Origin of the sequence: Pseudomonas subflava (assembly GCF_023823685.1) — a bacterium.
Classification (GTDB): domain Bacteria; phylum Pseudomonadota; class Gammaproteobacteria; order Pseudomonadales; family Pseudomonadaceae; genus Aquipseudomonas; species Aquipseudomonas subflava.
In genome coordinates this window covers 237,614-258,432 of record NZ_JAMXBF010000006.1, presented here as the reverse complement: position 1 = coordinate 258,432, position 20,819 = coordinate 237,614, and the positions used below count along the sequence as shown (strand labels likewise).

Here is a 20,819-nt window from a genome sequence, read left to right as displayed (position 1 = left end):
TGCGCTGTCGAGTGCGTCCAGGCGCCTGTCGGCTCAGGCCATCGCCAGGCTATTCGCCTGCATGCGCTGGCCGTCGCTCAGGCGCTTGTCCTTGAGCGCGGTCAACAGGTTGCCCTGGGCGATGCTCAGCGCGCCCTGCAGCGAAGCCAGCTCGCCCTGCAACGCCTCGAGACGCGCCTGCTTCAGCTGCGGGTCCATCGCCGTATCGGCGGCCAGGGCCTGCAGCTCGGCCTTCTTCTCGGCGATCTTCTCGCGCAGTTCGCGGATCATCTTGAGAATTTCCTTGACGTTGTCCGGCAGCTCGGCGTCGTCGATGTCCTTGGTACTCGCCGAGGCACGCGCCTTGCCCATGTCGGACAGCGTCACTCGCAGCCCCTCGAACGGATCTTCCTTGGTCGACTTTTCCTCGGGCGGGGCATAGTGGCGTTGCACACCCGTGGCCAAGCGCTCGGTAAAGCCGGTTCCGTTGATTCGCATGGATTTTCCCTCGACGCCGCTCTTTCCCAGGCTATCGGAAAGTGAATGAATAACTTGAGCGAGCGGTCAGCCCTGTAACACCATGGTCGTGCTGGCCGTCGAGACTGGCCATGGGTTAACCTTTGTCTTTGTGTGTGAACTGCAGTCAGGGATATCCGATGTCAGAAACCATCAAGGTGCACAGCCCGCATCAGGCCCATTGCAAGGACTGCAGTCTGGCCGCGCTGTGCCTGCCGCTGTCGCTCAACCTGGAGGACATGGACTCCCTGGACCGCATCGTCAAGCGCGGCCGCCCGCTGAAGAAGGGCGAGTTCCTGTTCCGCCAGGGCGATGCCTTCGACTCGGTATTCGCCGTGCGTGCCGGCGCGCTGAAGACCTTCACCCTGAGCGATTCGGGCGAGGAGCAGATCACCGGCTTCCACCTGCCCAGCGAGCTGGTCGGCCTGTCCGGCGTGGACACCGAGGTCTACCCGGTGTCGGCCCAGGCGCTGGAAACCACCTCGGTATGCGAGATTCCCTTCGAGCGTCTGGATGAACTCTCCGTACAGCTGCCGCAGCTGCGTCGCCAGCTGATGCGGGTGATGAGCCGCGAGATCCGCGACGACCAGCAGATGATGCTGCTGCTGTCCAAGAAGACCGCCGACGAGCGCATCGCCACCTTCCTGGTCAACCTCTCCGCGCGTTTCCGCGCCCGCGGCTTTTCGGCCAACCAGTTCCGCCTGGCCATGTCGCGCAACGAGGTCGGCAACTACCTGGGCCTGGCCGTGGAGACCGTGTCGCGGGTGTTCACCCGCTTCCAGCAGAACGGCCTGATCAACGCCGAAGGCAAGGAAGTGCAGATTCTCGACCCCATCGAGCTGTGCGCCCTGGCCGGCGGCAACATGCCCGACTGAGCCCCATGCTCCGGCACCCTCGCCGGAGCGTCGCCATCATCTAACCTGAAAAACAGTGCTCGCCGGCGTGGCGGAGCACGTAGCCCGCATGTTCCGGCTCGCCAAGCGCCGGTAGTCCCAAGGAGAGCGAGATGATCTTCGACGAATTCGCCATCAAATCGCTGATCCGCCCGGTGCCGGATTTCCCCAAGCCCGGCGTGGTATTCCGCGACATCACCCCGCTGTTCCAGTCGCCGCGCGCCCTGCGCATGGTGGTGGACAGCTTCATCCAGCGCTATGTCGAGACCGAGTTCAGCCATATCGCGGCGATGGACGCACGCGGCTTCCTGTTCGGCTCGATCATGGCCTACGAGCTGAACAAGCCCCTGGTCCTGTTTCGCAAGCAGGGCAAGCTGCCGGCCGAGGTGCTCGCCGAGAGCTACCAGACCGAGTACGGCGAGGCGCTGCTGGAGGTGCACGCCGACAGCCTGTGCGAAGGCGACCGTGTGCTGATCTTCGATGACCTGATCGCCACCGGCGGCACCCTGCTGGCCGCCACCCAGCTGGTCAAACGCATGGGCGCCGAGGTACACGAAGCCGCCGCCATCATCGATCTGCCGGAACTGGGCGGCTCGCAGCGGCTGCAGGACATGGGCATCGCCACCTTCACCCTCACCGCCTTCGAACTCAGCGAGCGCTGAGTTCGGCCCGCCCGGGCCGTCGGCGCCTGCGACCATACCGGCCTGTCGGGCGCCCGAAAGCTGGCTCCGGGCCATCGTCTCCCTGTCTTACGCGACGCGAACAGCGACTTCGCTCCTCCGCCCATGGAGGAGCAGGCTCCAGCGCCAACGACCTGATCGAAAAGTCAGAATCCAGCCCGAGTTTCGAGTAATCCATGCGCGAAATGGCCTGTAATCCATTTGCCATAGACTGATGTGCGTAACGGCCTACAAGACTGCAGAAAGTCATTTTTGATCAGTTAGTTAGCTCAAAACTGCAGTGCAAGCGGAACGGGAGATCAGGCAGTACCCGGAATTTGAGAGGCCCGGATCGCTGAACTATGGTCCCAATCAGGGGAGCACTTCGCCTGCAGGAAGGATTAGGCCATGAACAATTTCGCAAAAGCCTCGGCAACACTCCTGGGTCTCTTCAGCGCTTCGGCCTGGGCCGCGGGGGAGCTGCAGGGGCAGCTCAACGTGCAACTCACCGTCGGCTCCGGCTGCACCATCACCAACGGCGGGCAAACCGGCGGGACCAACACCTTCGGCACTCTGGCCTTCGGTGATTACACCGGCCTGGACAACATCATCGACGGCCGCTCGCTGGGCAGCGGCGGCGGCAGCTCTTTCGGCGTGCAGTGCAGCCTCGGCACCAACTACACCATCGCCATCGACAACGGCGCCAATTCCGCCGGCGGCCAGCGCCGCATGCAGAGCGGCGGCGAATTCATCGAGTACGACCTGTACCAGGACAGCGCCCGCGCCGTGCCCTGGGGCGACGGCGGTGCCGGCGGCACCGTGCTGGCCGGCACCGGCACCGGTACCAGCGAGGAAGTAATCGTCTACGGCCGCGTCCCGCCACAAACCACGCCGAGCCCCGGCACCTATCTGGATACCGTCCAGGTCACCATCAGCTGGTAAGCCAGCGCAGCTTTCCCTAGGACCCGCAGCTCAAAGAAGAACCATGCGCCGCTCGTTCTATCCCTGCTTCACGGCATCGCTTCTGCTCGCCCCGCTGCCGGCGCAGGCAGTCGACAAGACCGCCAGCATCGGCCTGAGAGTCGAGGTGTTGCCGGCCTGCCAGGCGGGCAGCGCCGGTGGCGGCAGTGTCGATTTCGGCGTCCTCGACTTCGGCACCCACTTCGCCCTCGACAACACCATCAGCGTGGCCGGCCAGCCCAACGCCGGCGCGCTGCGCGTCAACTGCCAGCAGAACGTGCCGTACCGGGTGCTGATCAACGGCGGTCAGAATGGCTCGGTCGGTGACCGTCGGATGATCGGCCCCAGCACCGCCGAGGTGGCCTACAACCTTTACACCGCCGCGGATTACACCACGGTCTGGGACGACAGCACCGGGGTCACCGGCGTGGGCACCGGCCAGGACCAGTGGCTGCCGGTATACGGCCGGGTGCCGGCGCAAGCGGTGTCGCAGGTAGGCAACTACGGCGACACCCTAACCGTCACGGTGAGCTGGTGATGTCGTGCTCGCCACGCCGCGCCTGGTCTGCCCTGATCTGCCTGCCCCTGTGCCCACCGGCGCTGGCCGACACCGGGGTCAACGATCAGGTCGTGAGCCAGAGTTTCGAGCTGCGCGCCCAAGTAGTGCCCGGCTGCCTGCTGGGTGCCGGCAGCAGCGACGTGACCACCTTCGGCAGCATCTCCTTCGGCCAGATCAGCACGCTGAACAGCAACCTGGACGTGGTCAGCACGCCGGGCAGCGGCTCGATCGTCGTGCAATGCTCGCCCGGCACCAACTTCACCCTGGCGCTGAATGCCGGCAACCACGCCAGCAGCGTCGGCAGCGGGCGCTTCATGGCCAAGGACAGCGAACGACTGCGCTACCAGCTGTACCAGGACGCGGGCTACAGCGTCGTCTGGGGCAATGGCAGCAACGGCGGCGCCAGCATCAGCACCACCTTCCCGGCCAGCGGCAACAGCCTGACCTACCCGGTATACGCGCGGCTGTTCAGCGTCAGCCCCATGCCGTCGGCCGGCGTGTACACCGACACCGTCACAGTGACTCTGAGCTATTGAACGATCATGGCAAGTTCTCGCCCTCTCCTCTCGCTCTGGCTGCTGGCCCTCTGGCTGCTCGCCACGCCGGCCAGTCAGGCCGCCAGTTCCATCCTGATCTGGCCGATCAATCCGCTGATCGACGCCGAGCACAAAGCCGCCGCGCTCTGGCTGGAGAACCGCGGCCAGGCTCCGGTCGACCTGCAGATTCGCGTGCTGGCCTGGCAGCAATCGGGCTTCGAGGACCAGCTCGTCCCGCAGAAGGCGGTGGTCGGCAGCCCGCCCATGGCCACGTTGCAGCCGGGCAAACGCCAGCTGGTCCGTCTGGTCAGGCTGCAGACGCCTGCGGCGGGTACCCTGCAGACCTATCGGGTGCTGGTGGACGAAGTGCTGCCGCCCAACGAGCGGCCGCCCGAGCTCGGCGTGCAGTTCCAGATGCGCTATTCGGTACCGCTGATCGTCACGGGCACGGGAGCGTATCTGGATGACGGCGCCAGTGACGCGCCGCGCCGCGGCCAGGCCCTCGCTCCCGAGCTGCACTACCGCATCGCCGACAGCGGCGGCCAGCGCTTCCTCTACGTGCGCAACCGCGGCCCTGCTCACGCCCGGCTCTCGCAGGTCGAACTCGGCCGCTTCACCCTGGCCAAGGGCCTGCTCGGCTATGTGCTGCCGGGCGCCGAAATGCGCTGGCCATTGCCCGCCGCCGCCCCCGCCAAAGGACCGCTGCACGCCCGGATCAACGAATGGAAAGAGTCCCACGCCATCCAGTCTTACTGACCGGCTGCGCCGCCTCTGCCTGCTGGCGCTGCTGCTCTGTCCACCGGCGCTGGCCGAGACGTCTGAGCAACTGGCAGACGCCCAACTGCTGTACCTGGAGCTGCTGGTGAACGCGATGCCGAGCGGCAAGGTGGTGGAAGTGCGCGAGAGCCAGGGGCGTCTCTTCGTCGAGCGCGGCGAGCTGATCGCCGCCGGCGTGCGGGTCGAGTCCACGGGCGAACCCTGGGTGGCGCTGGACGGCATCGCCGACCTCGGCAGCGAGTATCAGCAGGACAGCCAGCGCCTGCTGCTCACCCTGCCCAGCGAATGGCTGCCGGAACAGAGCTTCGACACCACCCGCCTCACCGAGCCGCTGCCGGCGCAGAGCTCCTTCGGCATGCTGTTCAACTACGACCTCTACTACAGCGACAGTGACAGCGGCGTGCACTTCGCCAACACCTGGCTGGAACAGCGCGTGTTCGACGGCTTCGGCGTGGTGTCCAACACCGGCGTGTACCGCCACAGCTTCAGCGGGCCGAGCTACCAGGACGGCTACATCCGCTACGACACCACCTGGCGCTTCAACCGCCAGGACGACCTGATGAGCTTCGGCGGCGGCGACCTGATCACCGACGCGCTGACCTGGAACAGCGCCGTACGCCTGGGCGGCCTGCAGATCGCCCGCAACTTCTCCTTGCGTCCGGACCTGATCACCTACCCGCTGCCGCGCTTCGAGGGCGACGCCGCGGTGCCCAGCACCCTCGATCTGTTCATCGACAACTCGCGGGTCAGCAGCGAAAACCTGCGCCCCGGGCCCTTCACCCTCAACACCGTGCCCTACATCAGCGGCGCCGGCACCGCGACCCTGGTCACCACCGACGCCCTCGGTCGCCAGGTGAGCACCGCCGTACCGTTCTACGTCACCGACACGCTGCTCAAGAAGGGGCTGTTCGACTATTCGCTTTCCGCCGGCAAGCTGCGCCGCGACTATGGCGTGGATAACTTCTCCTACGGCAGCTTCGCCAGCAGCGGCACTCTGCGCTATGGCATCAGCGACAGTTTCACCCTCGAGGGTCACGCGGAGCTCGGCGACGACCTGCGCCTGGGCGGGGTCGGCGGCACCTGGGGTGTCGGCCTGTTCGGTACCCTCACCGCCTCGCTCAGCCAGAGCCAGGGCCTGGGCAATGGCCAGCAGTACAGCCTGGGCTACAGCTATTACGCGCGGCGCTTCGGTATCACCGCCCAGCGTATCCAGCGCACTTCGGACTATGCCGATCTCAGCCGCGTCGTCGCCCTCGAGGACGGCACCAGTGGCGGCCGGCTGAGCAAACTCAGCGATCAGTTGACCTTCACCTTCAGTCCCGAGCGCCTCGGCTCGTTCGGCGTCGGCTACTTCGCCAATGAAGAGCAGGACGGCACGCGTACCCGGCTATTGAACCTCTCCTGGTCGAAGAGCCTGTGGAGCAACAGCAGCGTCTACCTCTCGGTAAACCGGGAAATCGGCGAGTCGGGCTATTCCGCCCAGGCGCAGGTCGTGATCCCCTTCGACCTGCTGTCCACAGTCTCCGCCGGCCTCGAGCGCAACAGCGAGGGCGACCAGCGCACGCGGGTCAACTACAGCCGCACCCCGCCCAGCGACGGCGGCCTGGGCTGGAATCTGGGCTATGCCGGCGGCGAGAGCGAATACCGCCAGGCAGACCTTACCTGGCGCACCAGCAAGGCCCAGCTGCAGGCGGGCATCTACGAAGACGGCGAAGTCACCACCCACTGGGGCGGCGCGAGCGGCTCGCTGGTCGCCATGCAGGGGCAGATGTTCGCCGCCAACCGCATCGACGATGCCTTCGTCGTGGTCAGCACCCGCGGCTATGCCGATGTGCCGGTGCGCTTCGAGCACCAGCTGCTCGGCAGCACCGACGAAGCCGGCTACCTGCTGGTGCCCTGGGTACCGTCCTATTATGCGGGCCAGTACGAGGTCGACCTGCTGCAGCTGCCGAGCAACGTGCAGAGCGGCGACACCCAGCGGCAGATCGCCGTGCACGAGGGCAGCGGCGCGCTGCTGGAATTCGCCCTGGAGAATCGCCTGTCCGCCAGCATCACCCTGACCGACGCCGGTGGCACAGCGCTGCCGAGGGGTTCGCGCGTCACCCACCTACCCTCGGGGCAGCAGACCTATGTCGGCTGGGACGGCCAGGTGTATCTGGAGGGGCTGGAGCAGGACAACCGCCTGGACGTGAGGCTGCCGAGCGGTGCGGTTTGCAGCAGCCGGTTCACGCTGGAGCCGCAGGCGCAGGAAATCGCCCTGATCGGCCCGCTGCCCTGTCAGCGTTCGGCAGTCGCGCCATGAGCCGCCGCGGCCTGCTCGCTCTGCTGATGCTGCTCGGCCTGCTGGCGGCCTCGCCGGCACGGGCGGTTTGCATCACCGCCACCACGGCGGTCAATCTGGGCAGCACCAACTCGTTGAGCCTGCGCGCTCAACCCCAGCAGGCCGCCGCTGGTGCCGGCCTGGGCTGCGAGGGCGTGCTGACGCTGCTCACCGCCGCCTATGTGCGGGTCACGGTAAACACCCCGGCACCGCTGCTGCTGCGCGACGGCAATGGCAACCAGATCCCTTTCCAGATCTATCAGGACATCGGCTACACCCAGCCGCTGCCCCCGGGGACGCCGCGTCAGCTGGACAGCGTCAACCTGCTGACCCTGGGCGCCAGCGCGACGGCGATCGCCCTGTATTTCCGCACCGACAGCGGACCCAATGTGCCGGCCGGCACCTATACGGCAACTGTCAACCTGCGCTGGCAATGGGCGATCTGCACACTCGGCCTGATCAACATCTGCGCCTGGGAGCGCAGCCCTGGGCTGACCCAGAACTGCCCGCTCGGCATCTGCGGCGTACCGACCAACTGGGGCACAGGCTCGCCGGTCACGATCAATATCACGCTGGTGGTCACCAAGGCCTGTCAGATCAACAACGTTCCACCGGTAAATTTCGGCAGCCAGGCACTGGTCAGCCAGTTCAGCCCGCAGGTGCAATCGGTCACGGTGACCTGCACCAACACCGAGGGCTACACCCTGGGCTTCGACAATGGTGAGAATTTCCAATCGACCTGGAGACGACTGGCGGCGGGCAGCGGCCGGTACCTGCGCTATCACCTGTACCGCCCCAACAGCAACGTCATCTGGGACAACGCGACGCCCCTGAGCGCCACCGGCACCGGCACTGCGCAGATTTTCCCCTACCGGGCGGTCATCGACCCCGGCCAGCCCAACGTGCCGGCGGGCACCTACATCGACAACGTGCTGCTAATCATCAGCTACTGAAGCGGGCCTACCAATACACGACCACGCGCGAGCCAGCGCCGTCGGCGCTTTCCACGCGGGTGACGGCGTCCTGCCCGGATGGCTGCGCCGCCATGGGCCGGCCGCGTTCGTCCTGCAGCTGGAACGCCGAGGCTTCGCAGCCCTGGCTGCTGACCCGGTATGTATCGAGGGAGGTTTCGCTCGCCACCTGGCAGCTCTTGACGATGGTCAGGCTGATTCCGATCTGCCCGCCCACCTGCCCCGCCTGGGCCTGGACAGCAGGGATGATGAGAACGGCAAACGCCACGATGGGGAGGAGAGTTCGCTGGAGGTACATACCGACTGCTCTACGGTAACTGCGGCCTATTGGTTACTGAATAGTCCATCCGTAGAACTGGACTGGCGGGCCTCACGGGCCGACAGCTGAAGCGATAGTGGGCACAGGGTAAGCGGGCAAAACGGTGATATCAATGTGGAATCACCCTTTTTCCGACGAAAGAGATAGCTTTTGGCTTACAAGGGTGCGGGATGTCAGCGGACGGGTAGGATTTACGGATCGCCCTGTCTCAGGTCAGCAGGCGATGCCGCCAATGCCTGAATCAAAGGATGCAGACCGGCTCTCTCGCGTTGTTCAGCGACGATAGTTCCCGCGAGGAATCAGAGAAACGCCAAGGCGCAGAGACAGCCGAGGAGCGACGCCGCAGCCGCGGCGAAAGCGGCCAGGCAATAACGGTTCATGGCATCGACCACCATTGCAGCGCCGATTCGGTGAGCCAGATAGCCTCCGAGCACCCCGGGCAACAGCAGCGCCAGGGAAACCAACGCCGACAGGCCGAAACCGATCACCAGCCCAAGCGCAAACGCTGGCGTGCCTCTAGGGCGAGCCCCATCGGCGGGCGGCGTGTAGAGCAGTATTCCCTCGGGATTCGTCAGGTGCGTATACCCGGCGAACAGCAGGACCACAGCGCACACGGTCAGCGCTACCTGCGCGATCAAGGCCCGATGGCGAACAAGAGAGGTTTGGGGCCATTATTTAAACGCGGCTTCGAACTTCGCATTGTCCAGGTACTTTCCATATCGGGTAATCGATGCATTCACTGACGCATCCGACATGATTTCCTGCATGGCCAGTTGGCCGAGCACCTCGAAGGCCGCCTCGATTGCTGCGCTGCCTCCGGTGGAAATGGCCGCTTTAGCCTCGGTCCTGCAGTTCTCAGTCAACAGCCTGGTAGCCAGAGCGGCCATGCTTCTGTCCATCTCTTCGCGATTGGCCTCGGTCACATTGGAGAGAGGCTTGATTTCCGGGTGAGCTGCCATCGCGGCAAATACCCACTGAGCCAGGTCTTTGCGGTCCTTGCCTGTCGTGTGGTCACCCAGACAACTGCCCAACGCAGCAGCCGTGTCACCGGCTAACACCGGAGCGGAAAGCGTTGCTGCAGCAATAAAGCAGCCGGCCAGCACGGATTTGAACGTGTTCATTTTTCTTCCTTGATGTTTTTGGATGATCGCCTGCAGCGTCAGCGAAGGCGCTGTCTGGGCGGCATGCGAAGCTACCCATTTGCCCCTGTGCTGTCCAGAAGGCTCGTGCTAGAGCCCCATCTGCTTGCTGATGATCTCGTTCATGATCTCCCGCGAGCCGCCGCCGATGGAGAGGATACGGTTGTCGCGGTACAGGCGCTCCACCAGCGATTCACGCATGTAGCCCATGCCACCGAGGATCTGCACGGCGTCGTAGGTGATGCGGTCGGCCACGTCAGTGGCGAAGTTCTTGGCCATGGAGATTTCCTTGATCACGCTCTTGCCGGCGGCCATCTTGGCGGCCTGGCGATAAGTGAACTCGCGGGAGACTTCCAGTTGGGTGGCCATCTCGGCCAGGCGATGCTTGAGCACCTGGAACTTGCCGACAGGCTTGCCGAAGGCCTCGCGCTCGCGGGCCCAGGCCAGGGCTTCCTCCAATGCCATCTGCGAGGTCATGTTGGCCATCAGTGCCAGGCTCAGGCGTTCGCTCTGGAAGTTGGCCATGATGCAGGCGAAGCCCATGTTCTCGGCACCGACCAGGTTCTCCACCGGCACCTTGCAGTCGTCGAAGAACAGCTCGGCGGTGTCCGAGGCGCGCCAGCCCATCTTCTTCAGCGAGCGGCCGACGCTGAAACCGGGCGTGCCCTTCTCGATCAACAGCAGGCTGACACCGCCGAAACCCTCGCCGCCGGTGCGCACGGCCACGGTGTAGTAGTCGGCGCGCACGCCGCTGGTGATGAAGGTCTTGCTGCCGGTGACGCGATAGAAGTCGCCATCGCGCACGGCGCGGGTCTTGAGGTTGGCCACGTCGGAGCCGCCGGACGGCTCGGTCACGGCCAGGGCCATGATCTTCTCGCCGGCCAGCACTGCGGGCACCACGCGCTCGCGCAGTGCCGGCTTGGCCCACTTGAGCACCGGCGGCAGGCCGATATCCAGCGAGCCGAGGCCGGCGACAAGGCCGCCGGAGCCGGAACGCATCAACTCTTCGCTGGCCGCTACCTTGGCGAACAGGTCGCCCTCATGGCTGCCGCCGTAATGCTCCGGGTAACCGATGCCGAGAATGCCCGCGGCACCGGCCTTGCGGTACAGCTCGCGGGGGAATTCCTCGGCCTCCTCCCAGTCCGCCACGTGCGGCAGGACCTCGCGCTCGATGAAACGGCGCACCGAATCGCGGACCAGTTGATGGGATTCGTCGAAGTATTCCTGGAAGGCGGACATGCGGGTGGTCTCCCGTTTTTGTTTGCGCCACCCTAACCGAGCGCTTGCTTGGTTTTCAAGTCATGGCTTCTTCGGCCTGAGCAACGCCTGCATCACCCGGATCTGCATGGCATAGGCCGGCTGCTCCACGGCCTCGAAGTCGCGGGTGTAGCGCTGGGCGAAGCCGGTCGAACCCCACTCGCGGTACTGCTTGGCGTGAAACAGCTCGTGGGCCCAGAGCCCGGTGTCCTGTTCGGCGGCCTCCTGGCTGCGGAACACCACCACATCGACCAGCGTCACCGCCTTGATATCCGGGTTCTGCAGCATGGTGCTGGCCACATCCAACTCGTCGAGCGCACCGACGCGATAGCGAACCGTGTCGAGCAGGTCGCTGTCGTAATAGGGCGACAGCCGTGCGCGGATTTCCAGCGGCATCGGCAGGGTCCCGGCCATCAGGGCGGTATCGCGCGACTGCAGGATCCAGCGCTCGAGCGTCACCGAGGCCGAGCCGAGGACCCGCTCGCGGACCTGCTCCACGTCGGGCACACAGATGCAGCTGGCGAGGCAGATTTCCATCTGCCCCACCGGGCAGGCGGCAGAAGCACCGAACGGTGCTCCCAGAACGAGGAGCAGCACGGCGCGGCGAACAAGAGCAGGAATCACGGATTTTCCAGGAGTAATTCGGGGGGAAGCGGTGGGTCGCCATCATGGCAGCGGATGGCGGCGCACGCCATGACCGGCGCGGGGAGCCGGCATTTCCCTAATGCGCTGCAGGGAGAGCAACGATGCAGACCTTCCGCATCATCCTGTGCGTCCTGCTGTTGGCAGGGTGCGCAACGGTCGAATACCAGCCGCGGGCCATTTCCGAACGCGAGGCCTACGCGGTGATCACCGAGGTGGCGAACCAGCAGACTGCCGCCACCTACCTCGACAGCCGCTTCCTCGGCTTTCGCAACGAGGCCGATGCCGCCACCGGCACGCCTCAGGACATCCGCGAGCGAATCTACTTCAGCTCACTCGACAGCATCGAGCTGCGTCGCCACGGCCCTGATTACCGGGTACGCCTGAGCGGCCCGGGCGGCGACACCCTGCGTGAGTTCCGCATCGCCGATCGCGAGCAGGCGGAGCGATTCGTCGACGCCCTCGCCCACTACCGCGACAACGCGCCGGCCTTTACCGGGCTGAAGTGAGGCGAGTTCACGGGTTCAGAGCTCCGTGATGGTCGATGGGAATTTCGGGCAGGTCAGCTGCCGGGCGTCGGCAAGCAGTGGCTGCGTGCTTGCGCCGACTCAGCCGGAGATCGGCCGTCGCCCGGCCAGCGCGTGGGCCAGGGTGCCGCCGTCGACCAGTTCCAGTTCGCCACCCAGCGGTACACCGTGGGCGATGCGCGACAGCACGATGTTCTTGCCCGTCAGCATCTGCGCGATGTAGTGGGCCGTGGCCTCGCCTTCCACCGTCGGGTTGGTGGCGAGGATCACTTCGCTGAACTGGCTGGTGCCGATATGCGCCAGCAGCTCGGGAATGCCGATGGCCTCCGGGCCCAGGCCGTCCAGCGGAGAGAGATGACCCTTGAGCACGAAGTAGCGCCCGCGATAGCCGGTCTGCTCCACCGCGAACACGTCCAGCGGCCCCTCGACCACACACAGCAGCGAGTCGTCGCGGCGAGGGTCGCTGCACTGCGGGCACAGCTCGTCCTCGCTCAGGGTGCGGCACTGCTTGCAGTGCCCGACCCCCTCCATTGCCGCCGCCAGCGCCTGCGACAGACGCATGCCGCCGCTGCGGTCACGCTCCAGCAGCTGCAGGGCCATGCGCTGCGCAGTCTTCTGCCCGACACCGGGCAGCAGGCGCAGCGAATCGATCAGTTGGCGGATCAGCGGGCTGAAGCTCATGGGCAAGTGTCGCTATTCGAATGGTCAGGACATGTAGCCCGGATGCAATCCGGGAGTTGGCCGTTCCCGGATTTCATCCGGGCTACGAGGCTCAGGAGCCCCATCCGGGCTACGGCTATTTGAATGGCCCGGCACGGAGCAAGGGGCGTTCAGGCGACGTGCAGGGCAAGGCGCGAGAAGGCGTGGGCACCGGAGTTTACTGGTGTAAATGAGGATGCCCGCGCCTTCGAGCAACGCAGCCATGTGCGTTGACTGGGCGGCCCGACTCAGAAAGGCATTTTGAAGCCGGGGGGCAGCTGCATGCCGGCAGTCATGCCCGACATCTTCTCCTGGCTGTTCTGCTCGATCTTGCGCACGGCGTCGTTCACCGCGGCGGCGATCAGGTCTTCCAGCACTTCCTTGTCTTCCTGCATCAGGCTGTCGTCCAGGGTGATGCGCTTGACGTCGTGGCGGCCGGTCATCACCACGCTCACCAGGCCGGCGCCGGACTGGCCGGTGACTTCGGCGTTGGCCAGCTCTTCCTGCATCTTCTGCATCTTTTCCTGCATCTGCTGGGCCTGCTTCATCAGGCCTGCCATGCCGCCTTTCATCATGGTGATGTTCCTCAGCTATCCGACTCAGAGAGTCAGGGGTTCGATGGAGTCGGCGCGGATCGCGGCGCCGAACTGTTGAATCATCTGCTGCACCAGCGGGTCGTCGTGGATCGACTGCTCGGCCTGACGCTGGCGCTCGGCGCGCCTGCGCGCGGCGGCCTGGGCCGGGGTTTCCTGCTCGGGGCGCAGCAGCTCGATGCGCAGCTTCAGGTTGCGCCCCAGGTGCTGGTTGAGCGCCTCGTTCAGGCGACGCTGCTGGGTGGCATTGAACAGCGCGCTGTGGGCCGGGTCTAGGTGCAGCAGCCAGTCGTCGCCGTTGGCCTCGATCAGGGTGCAGTTGGCGCCGATGCTGCCGGTCATGCCGGAGAGGCCCAGGCGCGGGAACAGGTCGAGCCATTCGGCGGCCAGGCCGGTGGCCGGCTGCGCGGGCGGCAGCGGCTCGGGCTCGGCCGGTGCGGCGGCGGGCGCATCGAAATCGTAGTCGAGGCTGTCGGCATCGGCCTCGTAGTAGTCGTAGTCGCCGGGCGGCGGCTCGTCGTCATCTTCGGCAGAGTCGACCACATGAGCCGCCGACTCGCCCAACGGCAGCGCCACGGGCTCATCCACGGGGCCTTCCACGATGGCGACCTGGGGCTGCTCGGCGACCGGAGCCGGAGGCGGGCTGGACTCTACCGGCGCGCTCTGTGCCCAGGGCACATCGACAGCCGCCGCGGGCTCGGCCAGCGCCTCGAGCATGGCTGCGGACTCGGCCGGCGGCGTGGCGACCACGGCGGGAACGGGTTTGGGGAGCGGTTCGGGATCCGATGCAACAACCGGAGCCGGAGCCGGAGCCGGAGCCGGAGCCGGAGCCGGAGCCGGAGCCGGAGCCGGGACAGATTCGGGGGCAGGCACAGGCTGCGCAACAGCCGGAGCAACCGGAGCAACCGGAGCAACCGGAGCAACCGGAGCAACCGGAGCAACGATAGCGGCCGGCGCGGCAACGGGGGCTGCGCCGGCCACCGGGGTCTTGTCGGAATCAGCTGTGGCCTTGCTGATCCCCAGATTCTTTAGCGGTAGCTCTTTCAATGGAGAGCGTGGGGGCGCGCCATCGGCATCGGCCGGGCGGAACGCCAGCATGCGCAGCAGCACCATCTCGAAGCCGCCGCGCGGCTCCGGCGCCAGCGGCAGGTCGCGGCGGCCGATCAGGCCCATCTGGTAGTAGAACTGCACGTCCTCGGCCGGCAGCGCCTGGGCCAGCGCCAACACCTTGTCGCGGTCGCCCTGGCCGTTGTCCACCGCCTCCGGCAGTGCCTGGGCGATGGCCACGCGGTGTAGCACGTTAAGCATTTCCGCGAGCACGCCGTTCCAGTCCGGGCCCTGCTCGGCCAGGTGGCGTACCGCTTCCAGCAACGCGCGGGCGTCGCCTTCCAGCAGCGCATGCAGCACGCCGTAGACCTGGCCGTGATCGAGGGTGCCGAGCATCGAACGCACGTCGCTCGCCAGCACCTTGCCTTCACCGAAGGCGATGGCCTGGTCGGTGAGGCTCATGGCGTCGCGCATCGAGCCATCGGCGGCGCGACCGAGCAGCCACAGGGCGTCTTCCTCGAAGGGAATGCTCTCGGCAGTCAGTACATGGGTCAGGTGCTCAACCACCCGCTCCGGCGGCATGTTCTTCAGGCTGAACTGCAGGCAGCGCGAGAGGATGGTGACCGGCAGTTTCTGCGGGTCGGTGGTGGCGAGCAGGAATTTGACGTGGGGCGGCGGCTCTTCGAGGGTCTTGAGCAGCGCGTTGAACGAGTGCGTGGAGAGCATGTGCACTTCGTCGATCAGGTAGACCTTGTAGCGCCCGCGGGTCGGTGCGTACTGCACGTTCTCCAGCAGCTCGCGGGTGTCCTCGACCTTGGTGCGGCTCGCGGCGTCCACCTCGATCAGGTCGACGAAGCGGCCCTCGTCGATCTCCCGGCACACCGAGCACTGGCCGCAGGGGCTGGCGCTGATGCCGGTCTCGCAGTTCAGGCACTTGGCGATGATCCGCGCGATGGTGGTCTTGCCCACGCCGCGGGTACCGGTGAACAGGTAGGCGTGGTGCAGGCGCTGGCTGTCCAGCGCGTTGATCAGAGCCTTGAGCACATGGGTCTGGCCGACCATCTCGCGGAAGCTGCGCGGGCGCCATTTACGTGCAAGAACCTGATAACTCATGAAAAACCGTCGCGGCTGGGAGTGCGGAAGTGGCTAATCCTAGCGGAGCACCGGGCAAATTGCATCCGCCGCGGTCCGTGCCCCTCATCGGACCGGGCTTGCCGGCACCGGACTCATCGAATACTGTTTTTATATACAGTATTTAGCGATTTTCTCATGCCCTCCCCAGCCTCCTCTTCTTTCCGGTGCCTGCCATGAATGCATCGGTCATCGCCCTGGATCGACTGCTCGACGAGCGCCGTGTCTGGAAAGGCCAGCCCCTGGGGCCGGCCGTCGGCACCCAGCCGAGCGAGCACGCCGCACTGGATGCCGCTCTGCCCAGCGGCGGCTGGCCGGAGGCGGCGCTGAGCGAGATTCTCCTGCCCATGCCGGGCCGAGGCGAACTGCAGCTGCTGTGGCCGACCCTGGCCCGCCTGAGCCGGGCCGGCGAGCGCCTGGTGCTGGTCGCCCCGCCCTTCCTGCCCTACGCCCCGGCCTGGCAGGCGGCCGGGCTCGACCTGCAATCGCTGGAGGTGATTCGCGCCAACGAGGAAGACGCCCTGTGGGCCGCCGAGCAATGCCTGCGCTCCGGCAGTTGCGGCGCCGTGCTGTGCTGGCCGCGCCAGGCCAGCGACCGCGCCTTGCGCCGCCTGCAGGTAGCGGCCGAGACCGGGCAGACCCTGGGCTTCGCCTATCGTCCGGCCAGCGCAGCCCATAACCCCTCGCCCGCCGCCCTGCGTCTGCTCCTGGAAGGACCGGCGCGGGTGCGCGTGCTCAAGTGTCGCGGCGGCCTTGCGCCGGCCCGCGCCATCGCGCTTTGAGGTCGACATGCGCTGGGCCTGCATTCTCCTGCCACAACTGGCGCTGGACCACGCGCTGCGTCAGCGCGACGATCCACAGGCGCCGCTGGCCCTGCTCAGCGGCCCGGCCAATCGCCGCGTGCTGCAGACGATCAATGGAGCCGCGCGCGACCTCGGCCTGCGCCCGGGCATGGCGCTCACCGCCGCCCAGCTGCTGAGCCGCGACTTCGCCACCGCCGACTACGACCTGGCCGCCGTGGAGCGCTGCCAGCAGTTCCTCGCCGCCTGGGCCTACCGCTTCAGCTCCCAGGTCAGCCTGCACTACCCGCGCGCCCTGCTGCTGGAGGTGCATTCCAGCCTGGCCCTGCTCGGCCCCTGGCCACGCCTGGAGGCGCGCCTGCGCGCCGAGCTCGATAGCTTGGGCTATCGCCACCGCATCGTCCTGGCGCCCAACCCTGCCGCCGCCCGTGCCCTGGCCAACGCGCACGACGGTCTGGCCGTCGCCGAACACGAACTGCCACGGGCCATCGAGCGCTTGCCGGTCAACCGCGCCGGCCTGCCCGGCGAGATGGCCACGGCACTGACTCGCATGGGCCTGCGCCAGCTGCGCCAGGTGCTGCAATTGCCGCGCGCGGGTCTGGCCCGACGCTTTCCGCCCGTGCTGCTGGAACAACTGGACCTGCTGCTCGGCCATCGCCCGCTGGGGCTGGACTTCTATCTGCCGCCCGATGAGTTCGCTACCCGCATCGAGCTGAACTTCGAGGTGGAGTCGCACCAGGCCCTGCTCTTCCCGCTGCGCCGCGCCCTGGGCGATCTAGCCGCCTACCTGGCCGGCCGCGACAGTGGCGTGCAGCGCTTCAGCCTGGCGCTGGAGCACCGCAGCGGCGCGCCCACCGAGCTGAAGGTCGGCCTGCTGGCCGCCGAACGCGACGCCGGCATGCTCTTCGAGCTGACTCGCGCACGTCTGGAGCAACTGCAGCTTCCCGCACCGGTGCTGGCCCTGGTGCTGACCGCGCGTGACCTGCCGACCTTCGTGCCGGAATGCCGCGAGCTGTTCGACCCACGGCCCCAGCAGAACCAGAGCTGGGACCAGCTGCGCGAGCGGCTGCGCGCACGCCTCGGTGACGAGGCCCTGCACGGGCTCAATGCCCATGCCGATCCGCGCCCCGAGCAGGCCTGGCGGCCGCACCCCGGCATGGCTCCACCGCTGTCCGATCGGCCGCGACCGGGCTGGCTGCTGGCAGAACCGCAGCCCCTACGCGAGCCCCTGGCCCATATCCTCACCGGCCCGGAGCGCATCGAATCCGGCTGGTGGGACGGTGGCGATCTGCGCCGCGACTACTACCGGGTGGAAACCCGCAATGGCCAGCGTGCCTGGGTGTTCCGCGGCGCCGGCACGGACGAGCCGTTCCAGCTGCACGGGTGGTTCGCATGAGCGGCTATGCCGAGCTGCACTGCCTGTCGAACTTCAGCTTCCAGCGCGGCGCCTCCAGTGCCCAGGAACTGTTCGAGCGCGCCCAGCGCCTGGGCTACCGCGCCCTGGCCATCACCGACGAATGCAGCCTGGCCGGCATCGTGCGCGCCAAGCAGGCGGCCAAGGGCAGCGATGTGGCGCTGATCGTCGGCTGCGAGCTGCGCATCGAGGCCGGCCCCAAGCTGGTCCTGCTGGTGGAAAACCTGAGCGGTTACCAGCGCTTGTGCCAACTGATCACACTCGCCCGTCGGCGCGCCGACAAGGGGCGCTACCGCCTGCTGCGCGAGGACCTGCAGACACCGCTCGAAGGCCTGCTGGCGATCTGGCTGCCCGACCAGCAACACGAGGACGGCCACTGGCTGCAGACACTGTTCCCCCAGCGGCTGTGGCTGGGCGTGGAGCTGCACCGCGGCCCGGACGATGCCGGGCGCCTAGCCGAGCTACTGGTACTGGCCGAACAAACCGGCATCCCCGCCGTGGCCTGCGGCGATGTACACATGCACGCCCGAGGTCGTCGTGCTCTGCAGGACTGCATGACCGCCATCCGCCATCACCTGACCGTGGCCGAGGCCGGCCAGTACCTGTTCGCCAACGGCGAACGCCACCTGCGCCGTCTGGACGAGCTGCGCGAGCTGTACCCGCCCGAGCTGCTGGAGGAGAGCCTGCGCATCGCCGAGCGTTGCCGCTTCGACCTCGATGATCTGAAGTACGAATATCCCCATGAGGTCGTGCCCAAGGGCGAGACGCCCACCACCTGGCTGCGCCACCTGGTCGAGCAAGGCGCGCACAAGCGCTGGCCGAAAGGGGTGACGCAGAAGGCCCGCGAACAGCTGGAGAAGGAACTGCAGCTGATCGCCGAACTGAAGTACGAGAGCTATTTCCTCACCGTCCACGACATCGTCGCCTACGCCCGTCGCCAGCACATCCTCTGCCAGGGCCGAGGTTCTGCGGCCAACTCGGCGGTGTGTTTCGTCCTCGGCATCACCGAGCTCGACCCCTTACAGGAAGGCCGCCGACTGCTGTTCGAGCGCTTCCTGTCACGCGAGCGCAACGAGCCGCCGGACATCGACGTGGATTTCGAGCACGAGCGCCGCGAGGAAGTCATCCAGTACGTGTTCCGTCGCTACGGTCGCGACCGCGCCGCCCTCACCGCCGTGGTCAACACCTACCACGGCGCCGGCGCCATTCGCGACGTGGCCAAGGCCCTCGGCCTGCCGGCGCAGCAGCAAGGCGACCTGGCCGACTGCTGCGGCCGCTGGACCGATCGACTGCCATCACCCGAGCGTCTGCGCGAGGCCGGCTTCGACCCGGAAAGCCCGGCACTGCGCCGGGTGCTGGCACTGACCGACGCGCTGATCGGTTTTCCCCGGCACCTGTCGCAACACCCCGGCGGCTTCGTCATTTCCGAGCGGCCCCTGACCGAACTGGTGCCGGTGGAAAACGCAGCCATGGCCGAGCGCACGGTGATCCAGTGGGACAAGGACGATCTGGACGAGGTCGGCCTGCTCAAGGTCGACGTGCTGGCCCTCGGCATGCTCACCGCCCTGCGCCGCTGCTTCGACCTGATCGACGCTATCGCGGCCAGCGCTGGACCCTGGCGACGCTACCCACGGAAGACAAGGCCACCTACGAGATGATCAGCCGGGCCGACACCATCGGCGTGTTCCAGATCGAGTCGCGGGCGCAGATGGCCATGCTGCCGCGGCTCAAACCCGAGAAGTTCTATGACCTGGTGATCGAGGTGGCCATCGTCCGCCCGGGTCCGATCCAAGGCGACATGGTCCATCCCTACCTGCGCCGTCGCAACGGTGAAGAAGAAGTCACCTACCCCAGCGAGGAACTGAAGAAGGTCTTCGAGCGCACCCTGGGCGTGCCGCTGTTCCAGGAACAGGTGATGGAACTGGCCGTGGTCGCCGCCGGCTACACCCACGGCGAGGCCGACGACCTGCGCCGCTGCATGGCCGCCTGGAAGCGCCGCGGCGGGCTGGAACCACACCAGCAGCGCCTGACCGAGGGCATGCTGGCGCGCGGCTATACCGCCGAGTTCGCCGCGCGCATCTTCGAGCAGATCAAGGGCTTCGGTAACTACGGCTTCCCGGAATCCCACTCCGCCAGCTTCGCCCTGCTCACCTACGCCAGCAGCTGGCTCAAGTGCCACGAACCGGCGGCCTTCACCTGCGCCCTGATCAACAGCTGGCCGATGGGCTTCTACAGCCCCGACCAGTTGCTGCAGGACGCCCGACGACACCACATCGAGATACGCCCGCTGGACGTGCACCACAGCGACTGGGACTGCAGCCTGGAGCCGGGCGAGAACGGGCAACTGGCTCTACGCCTGGGCCTGGGACTGATCCGCGGGCTGCGCGAGGAACAGGCGCGACGCCTGGAGGCCGTGCGCCGCCTGCGTCCCTTCAGCGATATCGCCGACCTCTGCCTGCGCGCCGACCTGGACGACCGTAGCCGCGCCCTGCTCGCCGACGCCGGCGCCCTGCACAACCTGGTCGGCCACCGCCACCTGGCGCGCTGGGCCATCGCCGGCGTGGAGCGCCAGGCACCGCTGTTTGCCGACCTGCCGGCCGCCGACGAGGTGCCCGTCGACCTGCCGCGGCCCAGCCTGGGCGAGGAAGTGCAGACCGACTACGCCACCCTCGGCACCACCCTGGGCCCGCACCCGCTGAGCCTGCTGCGTGACGACCTGCGCGCACGCCGCTGCCGCAGCTCCCAGGAACTCGATGGGCTCAACAACGGCCGCCTGGTCAAAGTCGCCGGCCTGGTCATCGGCCGGCAACGACCGCAGACCGCCAGCGGCATCACCTTCGTCACCCTGGAAGACGAACACGGCATGCTCAACGTAGTGGTCCGCCTGGAACTGGCCGAGCGCCAGCGCCGCGTGCTGGTCGGCTCGCGGCTGATGCAGGTGGACGGCCATCTGGAGCAGGCCGACGGCGTGCGCCACGTCATCGCCGGGCGCCTGCACGACCTCACGCCCCTGCTCGACGGCCTGGACGTGCGCAGCCGGGATTTCAAATAGGCACGACGAAACGCGGCGCGAGTCCGTGG

Annotated in this window: 20 protein-coding genes and 1 pseudogene; 12 read left to right on the top strand and 9 right to left on the bottom strand. The window is 66.9% G+C overall.

The window, feature by feature from the left end; genetic code table 11:
• Positions 1-33: 33 nt before the first annotated feature.
• Entirely contained in the window at positions 34-477 is a 444-nt protein-coding gene (locus NF616_RS10370) for a hypothetical protein (RefSeq protein ID WP_252273172.1), read from the bottom strand.
• 158 nt (positions 478-635) lie between these two features.
• Here NF616_RS10370 and fnr point away from each other — a divergent pair, with 158 nt between their 5' ends.
• The 8 genes from fnr (at position 636) to NF616_RS10330 (ending at position 8,152) form a co-directional block, all read left to right on the top strand.
• Entirely contained in the window at positions 636-1,370 is a 735-nt protein-coding gene (gene fnr / locus NF616_RS10365; RefSeq protein ID WP_252273171.1) for a fumarate/nitrate reduction transcriptional regulator Fnr, read from the top strand.
• Positions 1,371-1,501: 131 nt separating this feature from the next.
• A complete protein-coding gene (locus NF616_RS10360) occupies positions 1,502-2,050 on the top strand; it encodes an adenine phosphoribosyltransferase (RefSeq protein WP_252273170.1) in 549 nt (182 codons plus the stop codon).
• A gap of 405 nt (positions 2,051-2,455) precedes the next feature.
• On the top strand, positions 2,456-2,989 hold the full coding sequence (locus NF616_RS10355; protein WP_252273168.1) for a Csu type fimbrial protein: 534 nt from the start codon (positions 2,456-2,458) through the stop codon (positions 2,987-2,989).
• A 43-nt stretch (positions 2,990-3,032) separates the two neighbouring features.
• Positions 3,033-3,545 (top strand): Csu type fimbrial protein, encoded by a 513-nt coding sequence (locus NF616_RS10350; protein WP_252273167.1) that lies wholly within the window; start codon positions 3,033-3,035, stop codon positions 3,543-3,545.
• Positions 3,545-4,102: a Csu type fimbrial protein gene (locus NF616_RS10345; protein ID WP_252273166.1), complete on the top strand. Its 558-nt coding sequence runs from the start codon at positions 3,545-3,547 to the stop codon at positions 4,100-4,102. Before NF616_RS10350 ends, NF616_RS10345 begins: the two co-directional genes overlap by 1 nt.
• A 6-nt stretch (positions 4,103-4,108) precedes the next feature.
• A complete protein-coding gene (locus NF616_RS10340; protein WP_252273165.1) occupies positions 4,109-4,858 on the top strand; it encodes a fimbrial biogenesis chaperone in 750 nt (249 codons plus the stop codon).
• A 115-nt stretch (positions 4,859-4,973) separates the two neighbouring features.
• Positions 4,974-7,181 carry a fimbria/pilus outer membrane usher protein gene (locus NF616_RS10335; RefSeq protein WP_252273394.1) on the top strand — a complete coding sequence of 736 codons (2,208 nt, stop codon included), beginning with the start codon at positions 4,974-4,976 and terminating at the stop codon, positions 7,179-7,181.
• Complete coding sequence (locus NF616_RS10330) at positions 7,178-8,152, top strand: Csu type fimbrial protein (protein WP_252273164.1); 975 nt, start codon at positions 7,178-7,180, stop codon at positions 8,150-8,152. The genes NF616_RS10335 and NF616_RS10330 overlap by 4 nt, the downstream gene beginning before the upstream one ends.
• A gap of 7 nt (positions 8,153-8,159) precedes the next feature.
• Here NF616_RS10330 and NF616_RS10325 read toward each other — a convergent pair whose 3' ends face one another.
• The 5 genes from NF616_RS10325 to NF616_RS10305 form a co-directional block, all read right to left on the bottom strand.
• Positions 8,160-8,387, bottom strand: a complete 228-nt coding sequence (locus NF616_RS10325) for a hypothetical protein (protein ID WP_252273163.1) — start codon at positions 8,385-8,387, stop codon at positions 8,160-8,162.
• A 401-nt stretch (positions 8,388-8,788) separates the two neighbouring features.
• Positions 8,789-9,094 (bottom strand): hypothetical protein, encoded by a 306-nt coding sequence (locus tag NF616_RS10320; protein ID WP_252273162.1) that lies wholly within the window; start codon positions 9,092-9,094, stop codon positions 8,789-8,791.
• A 66-nt stretch (positions 9,095-9,160) separates the two neighbouring features.
• Positions 9,161-9,610: a hypothetical protein gene (locus NF616_RS10315; protein ID WP_252273161.1), complete on the bottom strand. Its 450-nt coding sequence runs from the start codon at positions 9,608-9,610 to the stop codon at positions 9,161-9,163.
• A gap of 108 nt (positions 9,611-9,718) precedes the next feature.
• Positions 9,719-10,867, bottom strand: coding sequence for an acyl-CoA dehydrogenase family protein (locus NF616_RS10310; RefSeq protein WP_252273160.1), 1,149 nt, complete (start codon positions 10,865-10,867; stop codon positions 9,719-9,721).
• Positions 10,868-10,927: 60 nt separating this feature from the next.
• Positions 10,928-11,422: an eCIS core domain-containing protein gene (locus NF616_RS10305; RefSeq protein ID WP_252273159.1), complete on the bottom strand. Its 495-nt coding sequence runs from the start codon at positions 11,420-11,422 to the stop codon at positions 10,928-10,930.
• Between the two features lie 209 nt (positions 11,423-11,631).
• Between NF616_RS10305 and NF616_RS10300 the strand changes: the two genes are divergently transcribed.
• Complete coding sequence (locus NF616_RS10300) at positions 11,632-12,036, top strand: hypothetical protein (RefSeq protein ID WP_252273158.1); 405 nt, start codon at positions 11,632-11,634, stop codon at positions 12,034-12,036.
• 99 nt (positions 12,037-12,135) lie between these two features.
• Here the strand turns inward: NF616_RS10300 and recR are convergent, their stop codons facing one another.
• From recR to dnaX, 3 genes are all read right to left on the bottom strand, one after another.
• A complete protein-coding gene (gene recR, locus NF616_RS10295; protein ID WP_252273157.1) occupies positions 12,136-12,735 on the bottom strand; it encodes a recombination mediator RecR in 600 nt (199 codons plus the stop codon).
• 266 nt (positions 12,736-13,001) lie between these two features.
• Positions 13,002-13,328, bottom strand: a complete 327-nt coding sequence (locus tag NF616_RS10290) for a YbaB/EbfC family nucleoid-associated protein (protein WP_252273156.1) — start codon at positions 13,326-13,328, stop codon at positions 13,002-13,004.
• Between the two features lie 24 nt (positions 13,329-13,352).
• Positions 13,353-15,506 carry a DNA polymerase III subunit gamma/tau gene (dnaX, locus tag NF616_RS10285; protein ID WP_252273155.1) on the bottom strand — a complete coding sequence of 718 codons (2,154 nt, stop codon included), beginning with the start codon at positions 15,504-15,506 and terminating at the stop codon, positions 13,353-13,355.
• Positions 15,507-15,700: 194 nt separating this feature from the next.
• Here dnaX and imuA point away from each other — a divergent pair, with 194 nt between their 5' ends.
• From imuA to NF616_RS10270, 3 genes and pseudogenes are all read left to right on the top strand, one after another.
• Entirely contained in the window at positions 15,701-16,306 is a 606-nt protein-coding gene (imuA, locus tag NF616_RS10280) for a translesion DNA synthesis-associated protein ImuA (RefSeq protein ID WP_252273154.1), read from the top strand.
• A 7-nt stretch (positions 16,307-16,313) separates the two neighbouring features.
• Positions 16,314-17,720: a Y-family DNA polymerase gene (locus tag NF616_RS10275; RefSeq protein WP_252273153.1), complete on the top strand. Its 1,407-nt coding sequence runs from the start codon at positions 16,314-16,316 to the stop codon at positions 17,718-17,720.
• Positions 17,717-20,790: pseudogene (locus NF616_RS10270) on the top strand (error-prone DNA polymerase). Before NF616_RS10275 ends, NF616_RS10270 begins: the two are co-directional and overlap by 4 nt.
• Positions 20,791-20,819: the final 29 nt, after the last annotated feature.